Annotated in this window: 17 protein-coding genes; 1 reads left to right on the top strand and 16 read right to left on the bottom strand. The window is 38.7% G+C overall.

Annotated features, from left to right (window positions below; genetic code table 11):
- Positions 1-24 precede the first annotated feature (24 nt).
- The 16 genes from J0L83_13835 to J0L83_13910 all read right to left on the bottom strand — a co-directional run bounded on the left by J0L83_13835 (position 25) and on the right by J0L83_13910 (position 19,834).
- Positions 25-4,398 carry a CusA/CzcA family heavy metal efflux RND transporter gene (locus tag J0L83_13835; protein ID MBN8665656.1) on the bottom strand — a complete coding sequence of 1,458 codons (4,374 nt, stop codon included), beginning with the start codon at positions 4,396-4,398 and terminating at the stop codon, positions 25-27.
- A gap of 659 nt (positions 4,399-5,057) precedes the next feature.
- Positions 5,058-5,891 (bottom strand): hypothetical protein, encoded by an 834-nt coding sequence (locus J0L83_13840; protein ID MBN8665657.1) that lies wholly within the window; start codon positions 5,889-5,891, stop codon positions 5,058-5,060.
- 62 nt (positions 5,892-5,953) lie between these two features.
- Entirely contained in the window at positions 5,954-6,157 is a 204-nt protein-coding gene (locus tag J0L83_13845) for a hypothetical protein (GenBank protein ID MBN8665658.1), read from the bottom strand.
- A 4-nt stretch (positions 6,158-6,161) separates the two neighbouring features.
- On the bottom strand, positions 6,162-6,734 hold the full coding sequence (locus J0L83_13850; protein MBN8665659.1) for a DUF2911 domain-containing protein: 573 nt from the start codon (positions 6,732-6,734) through the stop codon (positions 6,162-6,164).
- A gap of 25 nt (positions 6,735-6,759) precedes the next feature.
- Positions 6,760-7,956: an efflux RND transporter periplasmic adaptor subunit gene (locus J0L83_13855; protein ID MBN8665660.1), complete on the bottom strand. Its 1,197-nt coding sequence runs from the start codon at positions 7,954-7,956 to the stop codon at positions 6,760-6,762.
- 1 nt (position 7,957) lies between these two features.
- Entirely contained in the window at positions 7,958-9,085 is a 1,128-nt protein-coding gene (locus J0L83_13860; protein MBN8665661.1) for an efflux RND transporter periplasmic adaptor subunit, read from the bottom strand.
- A gap of 251 nt (positions 9,086-9,336) precedes the next feature.
- The gene (locus tag J0L83_13865; GenBank protein MBN8665662.1) at positions 9,337-10,839 is read right to left on the bottom strand and encodes a multicopper oxidase domain-containing protein; all 1,503 of its coding nucleotides are present in this window, start codon (positions 10,837-10,839) and stop codon (positions 9,337-9,339) included.
- Between the two features lie 6 nt (positions 10,840-10,845).
- Entirely contained in the window at positions 10,846-12,099 is a 1,254-nt protein-coding gene (locus tag J0L83_13870) for a TolC family protein (GenBank protein MBN8665663.1), read from the bottom strand.
- Complete coding sequence (locus tag J0L83_13875; GenBank protein MBN8665664.1) at positions 12,086-14,011, bottom strand: efflux RND transporter permease subunit; 1,926 nt, start codon at positions 14,009-14,011, stop codon at positions 12,086-12,088. Before J0L83_13875 ends, J0L83_13870 begins: the two co-directional genes overlap by 14 nt.
- Positions 14,012-14,013: 2 nt before the next feature.
- On the bottom strand, positions 14,014-15,303 hold the full coding sequence (locus J0L83_13880; GenBank protein MBN8665665.1) for an efflux RND transporter permease subunit: 1,290 nt from the start codon (positions 15,301-15,303) through the stop codon (positions 14,014-14,016).
- A gap of 16 nt (positions 15,304-15,319) precedes the next feature.
- Positions 15,320-15,946: a DUF3347 domain-containing protein gene (locus tag J0L83_13885; GenBank protein ID MBN8665666.1), complete on the bottom strand. Its 627-nt coding sequence runs from the start codon at positions 15,944-15,946 to the stop codon at positions 15,320-15,322.
- A gap of 19 nt (positions 15,947-15,965) precedes the next feature.
- Complete coding sequence (locus J0L83_13890) at positions 15,966-16,313, bottom strand: heavy-metal-associated domain-containing protein (protein ID MBN8665667.1); 348 nt, start codon at positions 16,311-16,313, stop codon at positions 15,966-15,968.
- A 97-nt stretch (positions 16,314-16,410) separates the two neighbouring features.
- Positions 16,411-16,809 carry a hypothetical protein gene (locus J0L83_13895; protein ID MBN8665668.1) on the bottom strand — a complete coding sequence of 133 codons (399 nt, stop codon included), beginning with the start codon at positions 16,807-16,809 and terminating at the stop codon, positions 16,411-16,413.
- 78 nt (positions 16,810-16,887) lie between these two features.
- The gene (locus tag J0L83_13900) at positions 16,888-17,604 is read right to left on the bottom strand and encodes a cation transporter (protein ID MBN8665669.1); all 717 of its coding nucleotides are present in this window, start codon (positions 17,602-17,604) and stop codon (positions 16,888-16,890) included.
- A gap of 80 nt (positions 17,605-17,684) precedes the next feature.
- Positions 17,685-18,221 carry a helix-turn-helix transcriptional regulator gene (locus J0L83_13905; GenBank protein MBN8665670.1) on the bottom strand — a complete coding sequence of 179 codons (537 nt, stop codon included), beginning with the start codon at positions 18,219-18,221 and terminating at the stop codon, positions 17,685-17,687.
- A gap of 380 nt (positions 18,222-18,601) precedes the next feature.
- The gene (locus tag J0L83_13910; GenBank protein MBN8665671.1) at positions 18,602-19,834 is read right to left on the bottom strand and encodes an ROK family transcriptional regulator; all 1,233 of its coding nucleotides are present in this window, start codon (positions 19,832-19,834) and stop codon (positions 18,602-18,604) included.
- A gap of 175 nt (positions 19,835-20,009) precedes the next feature.
- Between J0L83_13910 and J0L83_13915 the strand changes: the two genes are divergently transcribed.
- On the top strand, positions 20,010-21,203 hold the full coding sequence (locus tag J0L83_13915) for an AGE family epimerase/isomerase (protein MBN8665672.1): 1,194 nt from the start codon (positions 20,010-20,012) through the stop codon (positions 21,201-21,203).
- Positions 21,204-21,206: the final 3 nt, after the last annotated feature.

Here is a 21,206-nt window from a genome sequence, read left to right on the forward strand (position 1 = left end):
TTTTTTTATTTTAGCCCGTTCTTATTAATTGATGCCGCCGATAAATTCGATAGCAATGACGGTTTGATTGTATTGGTTTAAAAGTTTGGTGTATTCCTGTTTTACAATGACGGCATTATTGAGTGATTGCGTCAACTCATAGTAACCGATTTCACCGGCAGTAAAAGCTTTTTGTGCCTGGGTGATGATAAGATTGGCTTGCGGTAAAGCTGTATTGCGGTAATAGTTTATTTGAACTCTTTGCTTTTGCAATTCGCCAAACAACCTCGCCAGTTCTGCCTGCAGGTTGTATTGATAATTCGTAAGTTCTGCCTCACGGCGCACCCGGTTTACTTCTGCCGCTTTTACTTTTTCTTTTTGTGCCCTGGCAAATATGGGAATGCTGATACCCAAATTAACGCCCTGGAAACGACGGCCTGCACCGTAATACTTATCAACTCCATTTACGGTTTGATACCCAACCAGCGACTGGTTGAAATAACCAACTGAGAAATCGGGTTTTAATCTTGACTGCTCAACGGCTTTCTCTCTGTTTGCAATATCAATCTGTTGTTTAATAAAAGCAAGTGTAGGGTTGGCAGTAATGGCAGCGGTATCAAAACTTATCTGTATCTGTTTTTCAACAAGTGAAGTGTCGGCAATGGCCGTAACTGAAGAATCTGCAGTAAAGACTTTCAGACGGTTTAATTCAATACGGTAATCTTCGTCTGCATTTCTTAATTGCGCCTTTATCTCATTCACCTTGCTTTCAGCATTATAATTTTCCAATGCATTTGTTTCACCCGTTTTGTACCGTAATGCCGATGCCCTTAATACATTTTCGTAAATAGCCAGCAGTTCTTTCAGCAACCTTATTTCCTCAATCCAAAAACTTAACTGGTAGTACGATGTTTTTGTATTTGCCGCCAGTTCAGTTTGATAAATTTTCAATTGCAGTTCACTGCTTTTGATATTTGACTCAGATAGCCTTATAAGGCTTTTGAAGTAGGCAGGATTCGGTATGCCTTGATTAATGTTGAAATTATTATCATAAGCAATACGGCTGTTATACTGACCAAATGTGAGACCCACATTTGTTTTGCCGTAATCCTTTACCGTTTTTTTCAATTGTTGCTGGTAACTTATATCCAGCGTTCCTACTTTTACCAAAGGATTATTCTTCATAGCTGATGTAACAGCATCATTAAGATTTATGACTGTCTTTGGTTGCTGAGCATTTGCAGCAAATGAGGAGGCAGTAAACAGAATTAGTAATGAGGCCAAGCCTTTAGTTGCAGACACCTTTTTAGTTTTCGGCTTAATTTTCTCAAACCAAGTATATAATACGGGTAGTACAACCAAAGTAAGAAAAGTGGCCGTAATCAATCCGCCTATTACAACCGTTGCTAACGGTTTTTGAACTTCTGCCCCGGAACCTGTAGATAATGCCATTGGTAAGAATCCCAAAGATGCAACCATTGCGGTCATTAACACCGGTCGCAACCTTACAGAAGTTCCTTTTAAAATAATTGCATTTATATCTGTCATGCCTTCTTTTTTTAGCCGGTTAAATTCACTGATTAACACAATACCATTTAATACAGCTACACCAAACAAAGCGATAAAACCAACGCCTGCCGAAATGCTGAATGGCATACCCCGGAACCATAAGGCAAATACACCACCAATAGCACTCATGGGGATAGCTGTAAAAATGAGTAGTGAATATTTGATAGAGCCAAACGTAAAGAAAAGAAGCAGCAGGATTAATGCTAATGCAACTGGGACTGCAACAGATAATCTTTTGTTAGCTTCCTCAAGGTTTTTAAATTGCCCGCCATAAGTAATAAAATAACCAGGGGGCATTTTTACCTGCTTCTCAATTTTTTCCTGCATTTCTTTTACAACTGATGAAATATCCCTTCCTCTTGTATTAAAACCTACAATGATTCTGCGTTTTGCATCTTCCCTTTGTATCTGGTTGGGGCCCAACTGCAAATTGACATCAGCTACCTGCTCCAATGGAATCTGGTTACCATCAGGCGCCGCAACAAATAAACCCTTTACATCATCAATACTCTGGCGGCCTGTTTTTTCTAACCGCACCACCATGTCAAACCTTTTTTCACCTTCATAAACAATACCTGCGGCTTCCCCGGCAAAAGCAGCACTGATGGTACGGTTCACATCTTCTACATTTAAACCAAACTGTGCAATCTTATCCCGGTTTAGTTTAACCACAATCTGTGGAAGGCCGGTTACCTGTTCTACATATAAATCTTCTGCTCCTTTTACCGTAGGTACAATAACACCGATTTTTTTTGCCAGGTCTGCCAGTACATCCAGGTCTTCCCCAAATATTTTAATACCCACATCCTGGCGGACACCTGAAATCAATTCATTAAAACGAAGCTGTATTGGCTGCGATAGCCCATAGGAAACACCGGGAATTTTCTCCAGTTCTTTTTGCATCATTTCTGCCAGTTCTTCCCGGTTATGTGCACTGGTCCATTCTTTTTTATCTTTTAAAAGGATGGTAATATCACATGCTTCTATGGGCATAGGGTCGGTCGGTATCTCAGAGGCACCAATCTTTCCAATTACTTCTTTTACTTCGGGAAATTTTTTCATTAATAAGTCCGAAGCTTGCGTTATTTTATCAATTGTCTGGCTTAATGAACTACCTGTCAATAACCTTGTTTCTACCGCAAAATCGCCTTCTTCCAATGTGGGAATAAATTCACCACCCAAGGTTTTAAAAATAATCAGGCTGATTATAAATACACCAACAGCAATACTTACTACCAGCAATTTCATTTTAAGTGCGCCACGTATTAGTGGTGTATATAGCCGTTGAAAAAACTTCATCATTTTATCAGAAAGGTTTTCCTTGTGGCTTATTTTCTTACTTAGTACAAGGGCACTCATCATGGGCACATAGGTAAGTGAAAGTAGGAATGCACCCAGGATAGCAAATGAAACTGTTTGTGCCATCGGGCCAAACATTTTTCCTTCAATGCCAACCAAGGCAAGGATGGGCAGGTAAACAATTAATATAATGATTTGACCAAAAGCAGCGGAGTTCATCATTTTACCTGCTGATTTATATACTTCGTCATCCAATTGGTCTTGTGTCATTCTTCCGGGCTTTCGATGGCCTAACTGATGCATGGTTGCTTCCACGATAATCACGGCGCCATCCACAATCAAACCAAAGTCAATAGCGCCTAAGCTCATAAGGTTACCAGACACACCAAACATGTTCATCAACGCAATAGCAAAAAGCATGGCAAGCGGAATTACCGAAGCCACTATCAACCCGGAACGAATATTGCCAAGGAAAACAACCAATACAAAAATCACAATCAAGGCCCCTTCAATAAGGTTGGTTTTTACGGTTCCGATTGCCCTGCTAACTAAAGCACTTCTGTCAAGGAATGGTTCAATGACTACACCTTCCGGCAAGCTTTTCTGAATCTGGATTATTTTATCTTTTACACTATTAATTACAATACTGGAATTTGCTCCTTTGAGCATTAAAACAATGCCACCAACTACTTCGCCTTCTGCATTACGGGTTAATGCCCCGTATTGCGTGGCATGGCCCAACTGTACCGTTGCAATATCTCTGACCAGTACAGGCGAACCTCCGGAAGTTCTTGTAACTACAATTTTTTCAATGTCGGTAATGGTTTTAATAAACCCTTCGCTGCGGATAAAGTAGGCATTGGGCTTTTTGTCAATATAGGCTCCACCTGTATTCTGATTATTTTTTTCAAGGGCATTGAATACATCTGCTATGGATAGATTATAGCTTCGAAGCTTATCTGTATTCAATGCAATTTCATATTGCTTTAAAAGACCGCCGAAGCTGCTTACATCAGCAATGCCGGGTGTGCCAAGCAACTGACGACGGACGATCCAGTCCTGTATCGTCCTAAGCGACATGGCATCGTATTTATTTTCATATCCTTTTTTTGCATGTAAAACATATTGATAAATTTCACCTAATCCCGTAGATATAGGAGCCATTTCCGGGTTACCGATATTATTCGGTATCTGGTTACGGGCTTCTATCAGCCGTTCACCTACTTGCTGACGGGCCCAATAAATATTTGCATCATCATGAAATACTACGGTAACTACAGATAATCCAAACCTTGATATGGAACGGATTTCCTGCACCTCCGGAATGGTGGCCATTGTTTGTTCCACCGGAAAAGAAATTAACTGTTCTACTTCCTGTGCTGCCAATGACGGGCTTAGCGTAATTACCTGTACCTGGTTATTGGTAATATCGGGTACAGCATCAATCGGCAATTTTTTTGCCGAGTAAACACCCCATATTATTAAAGCCAGTGTAAAAAGGCCAATGACCAATTTATTTTTTATGGAGAATTGAATGATTTTATTGAGCATGTCTTGATTCTGTTTAATTATGTATGATACCTGAAGAAATGAATAGCTCTTGCCACCATTGCCGCAATAAGAATGGCACAGCCAATTACAATGAGAATAACTTTAATTATTCGTATTGCTAAAGGCTGTTTTCTTTTCTTGCTCTTAGTAGCTTTTTTGATTGTGGCCATAGCCAGCAAAGGGAAATGAATGATACAATAGCTGAATAAGCCAATAAATGACTTACAGCAAATTCAATGAAGATGTGAGATTATGAAAACTTGGGAGGCTGCCAGATGCTGTTATGAGCTTCTGTGCTGAACGATACGTTATAGAGGGGATAGTTTTCCTGTTGAAATTCTATTTTGGTTACCTGCGCCTTAGAGAAAGGAGAGTAAAATGCTGAAGCTGCACAACAGGAACATGAGCAGAATGGAGAACAGGCTTCTGAATTATGTTTATGCTGCTGGTGGTTGTCAGTAGCTGTTATCTTCAGCTCAGGTGTTACATTACACTCCACACTGTCTCCGCACGGCAGGCATGACAGGTAGAGCAAAAAGCAACTGAGTATTAAGAAAAATGGCTTCACTAGCGCAAATATAGAAGGATTGTTTTAGAAGTGAAAGGCCGCTGCAAAGTTGCCACGAGGTTGCAAATAGCTGGCAGACAGTGATATTGTTTTAGAAATACGTTGAAACTCCAAAACTAAAGCCACCTGTTTTGGTTGGCGGGTTGCCCAATAAATCCTGCTGGCTCAAATAGCGATAATTCAACCGCAAAACAGTTTGTGCAGTTGGGCGAAAGCTGATGGCAGGCATTACACTCCAGAGGTCTTCCGCTATATTACCGCCGGTGCTGGTAAATGTTCCTTTGTTCCAGTCCACATACTCGAGGCGGCAGGCAAGATTTAGTGTGGCATTTGGCCAGCCCAGCATTCTTTTCTTAATCAAGGGATGTACAATATCCAAAAAACCGCCTTGTTGTTTGTTACCATACTGCTGTGTATAAGTTGATGGCACATCAACTCTAATCCATGCCCATTCAGCGGTAATAAAGGTTTTCAGGTTAGTTAGAGTAGTATTAAAATCAACTGCAAAAACATCTACCCTTCGCTTATCATCTAATTGTAAGCCATCATCCTGAAATTTATTATACACCCCACCCATGTAGGATAAGCCCAATTCGCCAATCTTATTATTACGAACTGCCACCTTTGTTGTCAGCAAGGGTAAACCGCTGTTTATTTCTTCAAATCGTTCTTTATTATTTTTTGCGGCTGGTAAAAATGTTTTGTTTTCGGCATTGTCAGTAATAGTATTATCAAAATTTCCGGACAGGTAGGCTTCGTAGCCAAACATCCAGTCTTTATCGTAGTGTTTACCATATATACCAAATCCTGCATTACTCCAGGTGGCAGGCAACATTTGTGTGGCTGAAATTGGCCGGTCGGTAAATTCCCCATACAAACGGATAAAGGCTTTTTGATTTTGCTCTCCTACTGGAGTTTGCCGCATTAGATATTGCCGATGGCAAAGGATCAACGCAGCCGAGGGCTTCACACCGTTGGATATAGATTTTACATCACTAGGCTTGGACTTACAAGTGGAGTATCTGATGAGATTAGTGGTGCTGCTGATTTTTGAAAATCACCATGAATTTCGTCCATATTCGACCAGCTGAAATAAATGCCACCAACAGTCCAAAATATGAATTGAATACCCAAAAGCACCCCTAGCCAACGGTGTGCTTTTCGTATATAGTATTGTTTGCTTTTACTCATTTGCTTATTGACTTATTGAGAAGGGGAGTTCTACTTTTTTCTTTTCCCATGCAATACTGATTTTGCCTATTTTTTGATTAGGCATTTCAATTGTGTATTGTAATCTTTCTGTGTGAGGTACGCTCAGTGGTTTTACTTTTAATCGTATGATATCCTCCTTCTCATCATAAGCAGAAGCAAGATGTTGCTGCCAATTTTTATTAATGATGAGTATCCATTCTTTTTCTCCTGGTATTGTAAAAAAGGCATATTTACCGGCAGCTATTTTTTTTCCATTGACGATAAAGGCTTTGGGCATTTCAAGTAGTGTTGCATCATGGGCGCCTGTTACCCATACCTCATCAAATGGAACGAGGCCTCCCCAAATGATTCTTTTACGAACTCCGGGTGAGTGATATTTTATCTTGATGCTATCCTTATCAATGATGTAAAATGCCATTGACTTGATACTCTTTTTGGTTGTATCCTTAATTAGACTAGGATTATAGCAAACTTCCTCTGCTTTTTGTGCGAAAGTGACTTGGTAAAGAGAGACAACCAAAAATCCGATAAGTAAAAGTTTAAATCTTGATTTCATTGTGATGTATTATCGATTAATTAAATTAATGTTGATGTCCTGCCATAGGATCTGCACCTTTTTTGAATATGTATTCGCTGTTTAAGAGATATGCGCCGGATAGTACGACGATATCTCCTTCCTTAAGTCCAGACTTTATTTCAATCAGATCATTGCTCTCTAAACCCGTCTGTACCATAATATTTTTAAAAGTATTCTTTTTGGTCTGTATCCAAACAGTTGCACCCTTACTATCTCTGATGACTGCATCAATTGGCAGCGTTAATGTTTGTCTTTTTGGGCTTTTCAGAAGTACGTAAGCCGGCATACCTGGTTTCAACCTTTTTCCAGAATTAGGTATGGTTATTCTGATTAAGTTGATTCTTGTATCGGGGTTGATTTCTGGGTTTACAAACTCAATGCGGCCCATAATTTCTGTGTTATCCAAATCGGGGATTTGAACAGTTGCGGCACTATTGCTATTCACTTGAGCCATCTGAGAAGTATATACTTGTGCTTCTACCCATAAAGTAGAAAGATCAGCTAGTGTAACAATAAGCCCTCCTTCCATGACATAATCACCTTCTTTCACTGCTAGTTCAGTTATGTATCCATTTGCTTTACTATAAAAGGTAGTTACTTGGGAGGCTTTCTTGGTTGTGGCTAACTCTTTAATACTCTCTTCTGACATACCCCAAAGTATTAATTTGTTTTTAGCACTCTGAATTAGTTGATCAAAATCGATTGAAGCATTTGAAGAGAACTTTCGTTTTTTATCCAGTGCCAAGAGATACTCTTGTTTTGCATTATTCAGCTCTTCGCTGTATAAATCAAATAAAGGAGCTTCACTCTGTACATAGTCGCCAAGATTTTTAAAATATAATTTTTCAATTCTACCCATGATCCTTGCGCTAATAGAGGTGGTTTTACTTTGATCAAAATTTATAGTACCCGTTAGAATCAGCCGATCTCCGATTGTGCCTGATTGAATAGCTGCTGTTTGGATATTTCCTAATTGAATTTGTTGATCACTTAGTTGGATTTCATCATTTTTTTCGCCCTTCTTTTTCTTGACAGGCGTTAAGTCCATCTTGCAAATGGGGCATTTCCCGGGTTGATATTCTACAACCTGAGGATCCATGGAGCAAGTATAATAAGTGTCTGAATTTTTAGGTGTATCCTTTTTAGTAGTACAGGATAGTAGTAAAATCAGACTTAATATGAATGAGGTTATATATCGCATACTATTGTTTTATTTTGATAAAGCTCTCACTATCCATTAGATAGTGCGCATTCATAGCAACTGAGTCTTTTTCAGTAATGCCTTGTATAATCTGTATGTGTTTTTCATGCGTTATGCCAGTAGTGATTTTTGTCGCTTTAAAGCCATCATCTGTCTTTTGGAATACAACCTTATCTATCCCAAGTGAAAGCACAGCTTCTTTAGGTAGCCAGAATGCTTTTTTTGAATTCCCGAATATGGCAGCTTTTACCTGACTTCCAATGGGTATGTTTAGATTGCTATTATCAAAATAGACTCTTACTGTAAGTGTCTTACTGTTCTTTTGATAAAAGGGTTCAATAAAATCGATTGTAGCTCTAAAATCCTTCTGGGGTGCTGTTTCTGGTACAATTCTCACCTTGTTACCTATCTGTATCAGCGATTGATTATCACCGTAAATATTCAGCAATGCCCAAGCTTTATTAGGATTGTAGACTGTAAGAATTGATTGTCCTTTTTGTAGATACATTCCCTCTTTTAAAGAAAGTTCTTCTGTTAGTAAAGCAATATCTTTCATGCCGTCTACTCTTGGGTTCATTTGAGCCCCATTATTAGCTTCATGAATATGACCGCTATAATTACTATAAACAGTAATGGTAAGTATTGGCTTTCCTGTTTGTATGATTGTTTGTAGTTGTGTATTTTCCATGCCAAGAAGCAAGAGTTTTTCCTTAGCAGCTTCTATAAACCCTGTGTTATCGGGATCATTCTTAAGTAAGAAGAGCAAATTTTGTTGGGCTGTCAGTAATTCTGGACTATAGATATCTGCAATTTTCTGCCCTTTGCTTATTTTCTGGTACCTGTATCGAACATAGAGTTTTTCAATCCTACCTGATACTCTTGCTGATATATTACCCACCTGCCTGGTATCGTACATAATATTGCCCAATGCTTCAATCTCAATTTGTTCGCCCCTTTTTTCAATAGTTGTTACCGGGATAGATGAAATAACTAACTCATTTGTAGGCTTAAGTAAAGAGCCTAACGCTATTTCCTCTAGATTTTCAGTATTCATTTCATTTTTCACTAAGTCCATTCCACACTTTGGACATTTCCCTGGTTTGTCGCTAAATACGGAGTCCTCCGGCATGGGACAGGTATATGCTTCTGGATTGTGTTGGTGACTATCCGCCTCCATAAGCATAAGTTGCATGCCGCATTTAGGACATTTTCCCGGTTTATCGCTAAATACGGAGTCCTCCGGCATAGGACAGGTATACGTTTCCTTTTTTGTTGTTAGCTGATGTGCAGCTTGTGAATCTTTATTATCAGTGCAGGAAATTAGTATTGCAATGATTGTAAGTATATTGACTAAGTATATTTTCTTCATTGTAGCTCTTATTAACTCAATTGATATTGTAGCATCATGCCATCGTCTTCGTGTTCTAGATTGTGACAATGAAATACAAATCTTCCTGTATTTTTTTCAAATGGGACCAATATTTTCACAATTTCGCCTGGCATAACAAGGACAGTATCTTTCCATCCATTTTCTGAAGCAATCTTGCTTCCCCTTCCGCCAGTTCTGTCGAGGACTTGGAAGAATACTCCATGAAGGTGCATAGGATGTGGTTCATCGCCTTTACTATTGTCGAAAATCCATACTTCATTGGTGTTGGCTATAATATTTTCATCAATACGATTACTGTCAAATAATTTACCGTTTATGCGGTGGCGCATTTGCATTCCATTGTTCATAGGATATCCATGATGTTCCATTGCATTTGAGATATCAAATGTTCTTATTTTAACAGCTGAAGAAGCGGATATGATATTGAGGTTTGAAAGATTTGATGGAACGATGAAAGAATCTGTAGCAGCTGAAGTGACCTTGAATTTTAGAATCCTAAAATATTGTTTGCCCTGTGCATTACCACCATGAGCGAACTCTTTACTTACTAAAAATATTTCGGTACCAATCGCTGCCCCACTGAAGTTTATCAGTACATCTAGTCTTTCGCCTGGCGCTATTAAAATTTCTTTTAGAGTAATTGGATTTTTTAATAAGCCTCCGTCGTTTCCAATGAGTATCATATCTGCATTATTACTGAATGAAAGATTATACATTCTTGCATTGGAACCGTTGAGAATACGTAAGCGATAATAGCGAGTTGCAACTTCAGTATAGGGCGAGTAAACGCCATTGACTATAATTGATTCACCCATATAGCCAGCCATTACTTCTTCCATAGATGGGTTATAAGTAATACTGTTATTAATTATTCTTTTATCCTGTATTATTAAGGGTATTTCGTATTGACCTGATGGAAGATTTAATGATGCTTCTTCAATGTCGTTTATAATAAATAAGCCAGCCAACCCTTGAAATACCTGTTTGCCTGTTTTTTCGTGTGGGTGTGGATGATACCAGCATAAGCCCGCTCTTTGGTTAACAGTATACTGATAGCGAAATAGTCCACCAGCATTTGCTAGCTGCTCGGGATGGCCATCCATCAGAGCTGGTATTTTTAAGCCATGCCAGTGAATATTTGTTTGTTCAGATAAATTGTTTTGTAAAAGAATGTTTACTGTATTGCCGTTATTTACTCTGAATGTTGGACCGAGTAGGCTGTTGGGTTGATAGCCTAAAACAGGAATGGTTTTCCCCTTAAGATTTGTAGTTGTTGACTGCGCCGTAAGTGTATGAATCGCCCCTGCCTGAGCTGGAAATGAAAGTAATGTTGAAAAATTGCCTTCTGATACCATTACAGGCTTTGTAATTAGCCCGATATGGCTGTCTTTTCTACAACCTATGCAACTTAATATAAAACTAGTTATTGAGCCATTTACTACTAGCGCTCCAACACTAAGCCCTGATAATTTAATAAAGTTTTTTCTGTGCATAAATGGTTATTTTTTTTCAATAATTCTCTCAATGGTTACTTGAATTTTCAGGGCTTGGTTTAAAAGTTCTAAATATTCTAGTTGCTTCATGTTGAGTGTTTCCCATGCATCATAAAGCATAAATAATTCTTCAGTATTTTGCTCATAGCCAAGTTGCATGGTTTGATAATTTTTTTTCAATGCTGGTATGATATTTTCTTCATACAGTTTAATCTGTTTCTTTTTCAGTTGTAATTCATTCCTCATGCCATAAGCCATACCGCTATATTCATTTACCATCATTTCCTTTTTCGATTGAATGGCTTGCGCTTTCCATTTCAGACTCTCCATATTCGCCTTATTCATCTTTGAAGACCATTTGGCCATAGGAATTCTTACCATACCCATGATTGTATACTGTAAGGGTTGGCCACCAAATCCAATCATATTATCATATCGAATACCAAATTGTGGCTTAAGTGCTGCTAGTTCCGTTTCTTGCTTAAGCTTTGTAAGTTGTATCTCTTTATCCAAAGATTTTAAGTCGCTTCTGTTTGTGTACAGTAGAGAGCTGTCGAAAGTAGTGTTAGCGTAATCATTTAATTGATAATTGTCTTCAATATCAAAGTGCAACATTGCATTTCTGCCCATTAGTGTATTTAAGCGTATTTGTTTGTCATGAATATCATTCTCAAACATGTATTGCATATTTTTGACTTCACCTAATGCCGCCTGTGCTTTATAATAAGCGCTGATTTTCTCTAACCCATTTTTATACCTCAATGAAGCATTCTGTATCATGAAATCCAGAAATTTTTCATTTTCAGACAATATGATCAGCTTCTTTTTTAGGATTATCCATTCATAGTAAAGCAGTTTAGCATCATGAATTAATTCATTCAAGCCAGCATTCTTTTTTTCTTTTTCTACTGAAGACATGGCTTTCATGTAGCGTTCATCTGCGTCAAGCTTTTTCCGATTGGGAAACATCTGTTCTCCTGAAAACATTACTGAACCCATACCTGGTATATCACCTTCTCGATGCCATAGCCGCACATCATATGGTGTCATAAACTGACCAAAACCAATTTGCGGGGCCATCCAACTTCTGGCGCCTTCTGCTGCTTCATCCATTGCACGTATTTCATTGTCATACATTTTAATAACCGGATGTGAATGCCTGATACTATCTATTATGGAATGAATAGATAGCTTTTGTGCACTTGCGCCAAGTGATAAAGCAAGCACAAGACTTGTGAAGAGTAATTTATTCTTTGACATCTATTATTTCGATTTTACCGCTGCGTTTCAATTCTCTTTCTTTTATCATTTCAAAAATCACAGGGGTGATGAGTAATACATATATCGTAGAAGATATTGTTCCACCAATCAGTGGAATGGTAATAGGGCGCATAATATCACTTCCTACACCGGTTGCCCAGAGAATAGGGATTAAACCGAATAGGCCAACAGAAACTGTCATCAGTTTAGGCCTCAGTCTCTTCGCTGATCCTTCTATTACATAGTCTCTGATAATAGCTGGCGTAAGTGTAGTCTTACTATTGCCATGCTTGGCAACCATGTTTTGCATGGCTTCATTTAGATAAATAGTCATTAGCATGGCTGTTTCTATTGCCATACCAAATAGGGCAATAAAACCTACAGCTACTGCAACTGATAAGTTGATGCCGTAAAAGTAGACCATAAAAATTCCGCCAATGAGCGCAAACGGCACTGTTATCATTGTTATGAGTGCCTCTTTAAAGGAATGGTAGGTGAAGTATAATACCAAGAAAATGATGATAACGACTATTGGGAGAATCATTTTCAGTGTTCTGTTGGCTCGAATCTGATTTTCCCATTGACCACTCCATTCCAGAAAATATCCCTTGGGTAATTTGGTTATCATCTGATTCAGTTTTTGTTGCGCCTCTTGTACGGTACTGCCTAAGTCTCTTTCGCGTACATTGAATAAAACTGTACCTCTGAGCATGGCATTTTCTGAATTAATCATAGGAGGGCCATCGCTCAGCTGAATATCTGCCACTGCTTCTAAAGGGATAGGGCCAAAATTCATTGTTTGTACTTGTAAACGTTTAAGCGCTTCTAGGTTGTTTCGGAAATCTTGCCCATATCTCGCGTTAACCGAAAAACGCTGACGCCCTTCAATAGTAGTTGTGAGTTTCATTCCTCCTAACGCACTTTCAATAACTGTATTTACGTCATCAACACTTAATCCGTAGCGACCAATTTCTTCCCTTTTCACAGCTATATCTATATACTTCCCACCAGTAATTGGTTCTACATACAAGTCCTTTATGCCTTCAATTCCTTCAAGTTGTTTTTTGATGGTTCTGGCAAAAGCATAAATGCTGTCTAGATTTTGACCATACACTTTTACGCCAACATCCGTACGAATACCGGTTGACAGCATATTGATTCTATTGATAATTGGCTGAGTCCAGCCATTGGTAACGCCTGGAATCTGCATTTTTGAGTTCAGCTCATTAATGATGGCGTCTTTTGTCATGCCTTCCCGCCATTGAGCTTTCGGCTTTAGCAGTATGATGGTTTCAATCATACTGATGGGAGAGTTATCTGTAGCTGTATTGGCTCTGCCGGCTTTTCCTAAAACATGCTCAACTTCAGGAACACTTCTAATCAATTTATCTTGAACTTGTAATAGTCTCTTTGCCTCCGCATTGGAAACATCAGGCAGTGTAACCGGCATAAACAGCAATGAGCCTTCGTCGAGGGGAGGCATAAATTCTGAGCCTAGGCGAGTCATCATAACAACACCTGTTACCAATGCAATGATATTGATAGTAATTGTGGTCTTACGCCATTTTAAACACCATTTCAGGATGGGTGTATATATTTTTTCTAGGGTTCTTGTGATTGGGTTAGCATTTTCTGGCTTTAGCCTTCCTTTTAAGAAAAGCGCAATCAACACAGGAGTGAGTGTTATGGCAAGGAATGCATCAATAAGTAAGATGAATGTTTTGGTCCATGCCAGGGGATGAAAAAGCTTGCCCTCCATTCCCGTCAATAAAAAGACAGGCAGGAATGATGCGATAACGATGATGGTTGAATAAAATACACCAGGGCCTACCTGCTTAGATGACTTTTCAATGATGCTATCCCTTTCAGCGGGTGTCAGCGGGTCTTTATTTTTTTTGAGCCAGTTAAGCATAATTAGTCTTTATCAGGTGATTGAATCTTATCTATCTGTGCTTCACTGATATGCCGGTAGGCGTTTTCTACCATCACAATACCATCATCAACTACTACGCCTATTGCCAAAGCGATACCGGTTAGGGACATGATATTTGATGAGATACCAAATAGTTCAAGAAAAATAAAGCCTGCTGCAACAGATATTGGGAGCTGTATTAAGATAATTAATGCACTACGCCAGTGAAATAAGAAAATGAGCACAATTAAGGAAACGGCAATCATTTCCTCGATTAATGTACCTTTTACAGAATCAATGGCTTCCTGGATAAGTGTACTTCTGTCATACGAAGTTTTAAAAGTTACGCCATCAGGTAAGCCCTTTTCAACTTCTTTCATTTTAGCTTTAACTGATTCAATAACTTTATTGGCATTTTCATTGTAGCGCATTACAACAATACCGCCAACTACTTCACCCTTGCCATCCATATCAAAAATACCAAGGCGCAAATCGCCACCCATTTGTACCGAGCCGATATCTTTTACGCGTACAGGAATACCGTTGTAATTATTTAGTGCAATATTCTCTACATCTTCTTTACTCTTGATATAACCTAAGCCGCGTATGATATATGCCATGTCGGCCATTTCAAACTTTCTGCCCCCCACATCATTGTTGTTCGCTCTTACTTTATTCATCACATCCATGAGGGAGATGTTATAATACTGGAGTTTTACAGGATCTATAACCAACTGGTACTGTTTTTCAAATCCACCAAATGAGGCTACTTCGGCTACTCCCGGAACAGTTTGTAGCGCGAATTTGATATACCAATCTTGTAAGGCTCTTTGTTCACCCAAGTCTAATTTTGGTGCATCAAGATGGTACCAGTAAATATGACCAACGCCAGTGCCATCAGGTCCAAGCGCGGGTGTAACACCTTGTGGCAGTAGGCGCTGAGCAAAATTTAAGCGTTCCAAAACCCTGGTTCTTGCCCAATAGATGTCTACATTGTCTTCGAAAATCACATACACAAAACTCATTCCGAACATTGAAGAGCCTCGTATATTTTTAATCTTTGGGATGCCTTGTAAATTACTTACTAAGGGATAGGTTACTTGGTCTTCGATTACTTGCGGACTTCTCCCCATCCATTCTGTAAATACAATTACTTGATTCTCGCTTACATCAGGAATGGCGTCTATGGGATTTTGCTGAACAGAGTATAGCCCATACGCAAACAGGCCTGCCGCCAGAAGCAGTACAATAAGCCTGTTGCGTAAGGCCAGTTCAATCAATTTTTGAACCATGATTATTGTTTGGTCTTTATTGAATTACTTCCTGTACTTGGCCACAGGTAAACATTGCTGCACCGAAATATGGGTTTTTGATCTCCTTTACTTCGCTTAACCACATAGCACCTTGGTTATCTCTTGCCATTGGGCAATGATCATGATAGAGTGGTCTGCCAGCACCAAAATTTTTTACTAAATCGTACATCACTTCACTGAGCTGGATAAAATGACTTCTTTGGTGTTCAATATTGTCGCCATTTTTGCCAATATGCTCGGCATGCTCATTCAAATCGGCTTCATATTGGTCGAAAACCTTTTTTTGCTCTGCAGTTAACAGTGATTGATCGAGAGATGCTACACTTGACGCTAGCTTTTTTGCAGCAGTGGCCGCATCAGTCGCCTTGTCTGCTGCTAATGCATCTTTCATTTGAAGGTAGTTGTCAACCATTTGCTTGATTGTCTCTGCAGCTTTTGCATCCACATTTTTGAATACAACATTTATGGATTTGATTTCTGTAGTTTGATCAGTGCTGGCATGCTTAACTGAGTCGGAATTTGGTGTACTCGTATGCTGACCTTCATGGCTCGCTTCTTGAGCGTTATTGCATGATGCAAAAATGACTACTGCAATAAGAAGAATAAATCTTGACAGTTTCATAATTTAGAACTTAAGTAGATTAATTGATTGGTGCTGAGGGTTTTCTTTCATATAAGCAGCATCCTGGTAACTTTTTATATACTTTATCGTCTGCGGAAAACAATTCTGTATCGTGTCCAACTGATGCAATTTTCTTTTGTATGGCCTCTTTATTAGTTGTAGATTCTTTATATGTTACGGTCATCATTTTAGTATCAACATCCCAAACAGCACTGCTGACACCATCCAGCTTTGCAGCTGTTTCAACGCGTTTTTTACACATACCGCAGTTACCATAAACCTTAAATGATTCGGTTTTGTCCTGTCCGATTACTGAGATTGAAAAAGTGGTACATACTGCTATGAGCAGTAATTTGATTGTGTTCATTTTATTGATTTTAGAAATGAAAAAATGTTTAGAGAAGCGTGCACAAGTGCCAATAGCCCGACAGGTAATGTCTGGTTATTAGAAACAGAGCGTTCTATTAAATCAGGAAAGTGCGTTTTTGAATGTAGATGGCTGTTTTGCCCGTTCGAGGAGGCGCATTACTAACCGGGTATTCCTCTATTAGCGGTTGAGAGGCTATGTTGACTAAGGGAATTGCTGTATTTGTACAGTCCTGAATAACTAAGTTGAACAGAAAGACTATTGAAGTGACGTTTTTTTGGTCTTTATCGTTCTTGATAAACTTTTGTTCGTCCTTGCAGCAGCCATTACTTTTCTCATTGTCCTTCTTCATGCCGCATTTGCTGCAGGTTGCATCATCGTCATGCATCAAGCTGCTGTTTGCCAGTTTGCCCATACAATAATGCATATGTACCGTAGCACCTGTAGAGGTGGCAAGGTAAAAAAAGGCTAATATGGCTACCAGAATCTTTTTCATGACTACCAAAGCAAAAATAGGCTTATTTTTTCAGAGTGTGTTAGCGTGGAAATTGGTAAATGGTAAAAGTGTTGGTTATCAACTTGGTATGCTCATTATCATTACTCCGCTCATCAAAATCATCAGCCCATCTTCTATGATGGTGATTGTACTCATAGGCAAGTTAAAAACATCTCCAAGGCAGGCACATTGGATTTTTCTTTTGTTAAGTACAGTTTGTAAAACGCCAATAATGCTTAGGCTCATGACAATTAATGTAACTGCATTGGTGATGAAAGGTTGGAAACCACTGATAAAGCAGATGCCTAGTATTAGTTCAATAAAAGCATATACATAAGCCCAATTATTCCATTTTTTCGCTAGTACATCATACATACTATAGCTTTCAGCAAATCCTTTTAGATTTAAAATTTTAAAAAATGAGAAAATCAGAAAAAAGCCACCCATGAAATTGTTCATGAGTCGCATTGAGGAGAAAACTGGATTGTTCCATTCAATAATCAATGTTATGCCTAATAAATAAGCAAAGATCAGTAAAACAGGTTTGTAGGTTGATGACCAGCTTTTGGTCCGCTCAACTGATTCAATGTGGTGTAGGGCACTGATGGTATACTTGTTATCTAAGGAATTTTGTAATTGGTGTAGCGGGATGTGCTTTTCCATTGTGATGATTGCTGTTTGGTTTTCCCTTGAAACGATGACCTCGGTAAGATCTGGTATAAGAAGCAGGCTACTCCGCACTTTTGCTTCACAAGAAGCACAGGTCATTCCAGTGATTTGATAAGTATGTGTCATAGAATTTATTTTTAGACAAAGCTCAGTTGTGCTGTCTAACTGGTTATTATACTATGATGGGAAAGACTTATACTTATTTGCTAGAGCTGATCTAAAGATTTTCTAGTACCGCCATTCTTTTTAAAGGCAGAAGGGGTGAATCCTGTTACTTTTTTAAACTGTGCAGATAAATGAGCCACACTGCTATAACCAAGTTGGTATGATATCTCATTCAGGGTCAGTTCTCCATAGATTAGTAACTCTTTGACTTTCTCTACTTTTTGCTGAATGAAGAATTGTTCAATTGTAATGCCTTCTACCTGAGAAAATAGTTTTGATATAGAACTGTATTCTTTGAGAAGCATGCTACTTAGATACTCGCTAATGCTGAAATGCTCTTCTATGTCCCCTGATTGTACTTTTTGAATGAGGGAAGACTTTAATTTTTCGATAAGCTGCTGTTTTTGATTATCGAGTAGTTCAAAGCCAATTGGGAGCAATGCTTTAGCTAATTTATCTAGCTCAGATGCGGTAAGTGGCTCTTTGAGCTCAATTTCACCCATGTCTACATGATTAGGTACGATTTCTAAAGCAGTTAATACCTGCTTTACTGCCATTATACAGCGCTGGCAAACCATATTTTTGATGTAGATGATCTGATGCATCAATGTGGAAGATAGAAAGATTCTGTTTTGGGTAAGATAGTATGAGGAGATTTAATATTATGATTATTTGGCATGTTATATGCTAGAGAACTTGTTAATCTCGCTTAAAAGGTTAGAAAAGGGAAAATTTACCGCTACAGAAGAGTCTTCATTTGAAGACTCTTTTTTATTTCAAAAGGTCTCGGGCCAAGACGAACAGCGAAGCTGTTGTCTCGGTGCCGACTAATCGTCGGCATTCAACTCCCGATCCCGCTACACTATTGTTTCAGAAAATAATACTTTTTTCTGCGACATCAGATTAAGCCCCCAGTGATGGGGGCTTTTTTATTCATTTAATTCGATCAAAATTTTGTTTAGAAAACGGTCAATACCTTATTTCTTGCCAACAAGCAGGCGCCAAGTATACCTGCTTTTTCACCTAGTTTGGAGAGTTTTAATTGTGTATCGGTATTCACCAAGCTTAAAGAAAACTTGTTGATAGCGCTCTTTGTTGGTAGTCTGAGGTAATCACCAGTTTCGGATAAAGTACCACCAAGGATAATTAGCTCTGGGTTAAACACATTGATTAATACAGCTAGGCCTTTTCCAAGTTTTTCACCGATTTCTGCAAGCAGTTCTATGCAGAGCATGTCTTCAGTATTGGCTGCTTGTATTAAATCTGTCAGTGTTATTTCGTTAACTGGTGTATTTTTTTTAATTACTGAAGAAGATGAGCCTTGAATGATTTTCTCACGAAATCTTCTAATCAAAGCCGTTCCGGATGCTTCTGTCTCAAGGCAACCCTTTTTACCGCAATGGCATATGATCTCGTTTTCAAAAAAAGGCATATGCCCAAACTCTCCACTAAAGCCCGATTTGCCATAATACACTTTGCCATCAATCAGGATACCTAGACCTACACCATAGTCCATATTTACGAAGAGTACATTTTTTTCTGTATTTACTTCACCACACATGAACTCACCATATGCCATCGCACGTGAGTCGTTCTCCAGATAAGTTTTGATACCAATCTTATTTTCAATATAAAGCGATAAGGGTTCTTCCTGAAAATGAAAGAAGCTATAACTATAACCAATGGTTTGATTGATACGGCCAGATAAGTTGATGCCCATGCTCAGAATCTTGTCTTTCTTCACAGGGGCTTCTTTTATAAAGCCCTGAATTATTTGAATGAGCAGTGATAAAGATTCGGGCGTGTTCTCTAATTTGAAAGGAATACGGTGTTTCTGCGTCACCAACTGCTTCTTGAAGTTCATCAGGCCGATGTTGACGTAATACTTCTTAACATCTACGCCCAAGAAAAAGCAGGCTTCGGGCACCAAGCCATACATACTGGCTTTTCTTCCACCAGTTGAGTCTACTTTGCCATAATCGCTGATTAATCCATCTTCAATTAGCTCATTCACCAAGCTGGTGGTTTTGGGAACACTTATATTCAATTCTTTACTCAATTCAGTAATTGAACTACTGTCGGTTTTATCTAAAAAATTGAAAATCAGCTTTTTAAGTGTTTTGTTTTTTAACGCAACACCAGTTGAACTTTCCTCATTAAACACATCTGATAAAACCTTGGGCTTGGGCATGGCAGTTTTCAACAATTCTTACTAAGGAGGTACAAGTTAGGCAGTTTTCAATACATGAAAATGCAAGAATAGCCTATAGAAAATAAAATATTTTAAAAAGTAGCCTTTTAATTATAAAAAAATTAAGATATTGCTCATGGTATTCTTAAATCCTTTATAAACTTAATCGGGATTCATGCAACCAAACACAACGATTGCGCCACCCAGCGAGGCTATGAAAGCCTATTCAGGGTTGTATCGTGAGGAATTGATCAACAATATTCTTCCTTTTTGGCTTAAACATAGTAAAGACGAACAGTACGGTGGCTTTTTCACTTGCCTTGACAGGGTGGGTAATGTTTATGATACTGATAAGTTCATGTGGTTACAGGGACGTCAGGTTTGGTGTTTTAGTTACATGTATCATCACGTTGCCCCTAATCAGGATTGGTTAGATATGGCTTTGCATGGTGCTAAATTCATGCAACAACATGGACGAGACGCATCGGGTAGCTGGTACTTCTCTTTAGAAGCTTCAGGTAAGCCACTAGTTCAACCATACAATATTTTTAGTGATTGTTTTGCTACAATGGCTTTTGCTGCATTAGACAAAGTGCAGCCATCAGATATATACAAAGAAATAGCTACAACTACTTTTGAAAACATCCTTCGCAGAAGAGATAATACAAAAGGGATTTACAACAAAGCATATCCGGGTACCAGACCGCTGAAGAATTTTAGCCTGCCCATGATCCTTTGTAATCTGTCGCTTGAGTTGGAACATATCATCGGTGCTAGTCGTGTGAATGAATTTGTGCCCGAAGTGATTCATGAAGTGATGGAAGTGTTTTACAACAAAGACTTTGGTGTAGTACTTGAGAATGTGCAACCAGATGGTCATTTTTCAGACAGTTTTGAAGGGCGCGTACTCAACCCAGGTCATGCTATTGAAGCCATGTGGTTTATTATGGATTTAGGTAAACGCATGAATGATCCTGCGCTGATTCATCGTGCGGTGGACATTATGTTTGATACATTAGAAATGGGCTGGGATAAGGAACATGGCGGCATTTATTATTTTTTAGATGTAAAAGGTCATCCTGTTCAGCAATTAGAATGGGATCAAAAATTATGGTGGGTGCATGTAGAATCTTTAGTGGCTTTGGCAAAAGCTTATGTCTTAACACGTGATCCACGTTGTATACCATGGTTTGAAAAATTACACGACTATACCTGGCATCATTTCCGCGATTTAGAGTATGGCGAGTGGTTTGGCTATTTGAATCGTAAAGGAGATGTATTACTGCCTTTGAAAGGTGGGAAATGGAAGGGCTGCTTCCACATCCCACGAGCTATGTATCAAGTATCTGAAACACTCAAACAACTATAAAAA

The sequence above is a fragment of the Chitinophagales bacterium genome (genome assembly GCA_017303835.1).
Classification (GTDB): Bacteria; Bacteroidota; Bacteroidia; order Chitinophagales; family Chitinophagaceae; genus JAFLBI01.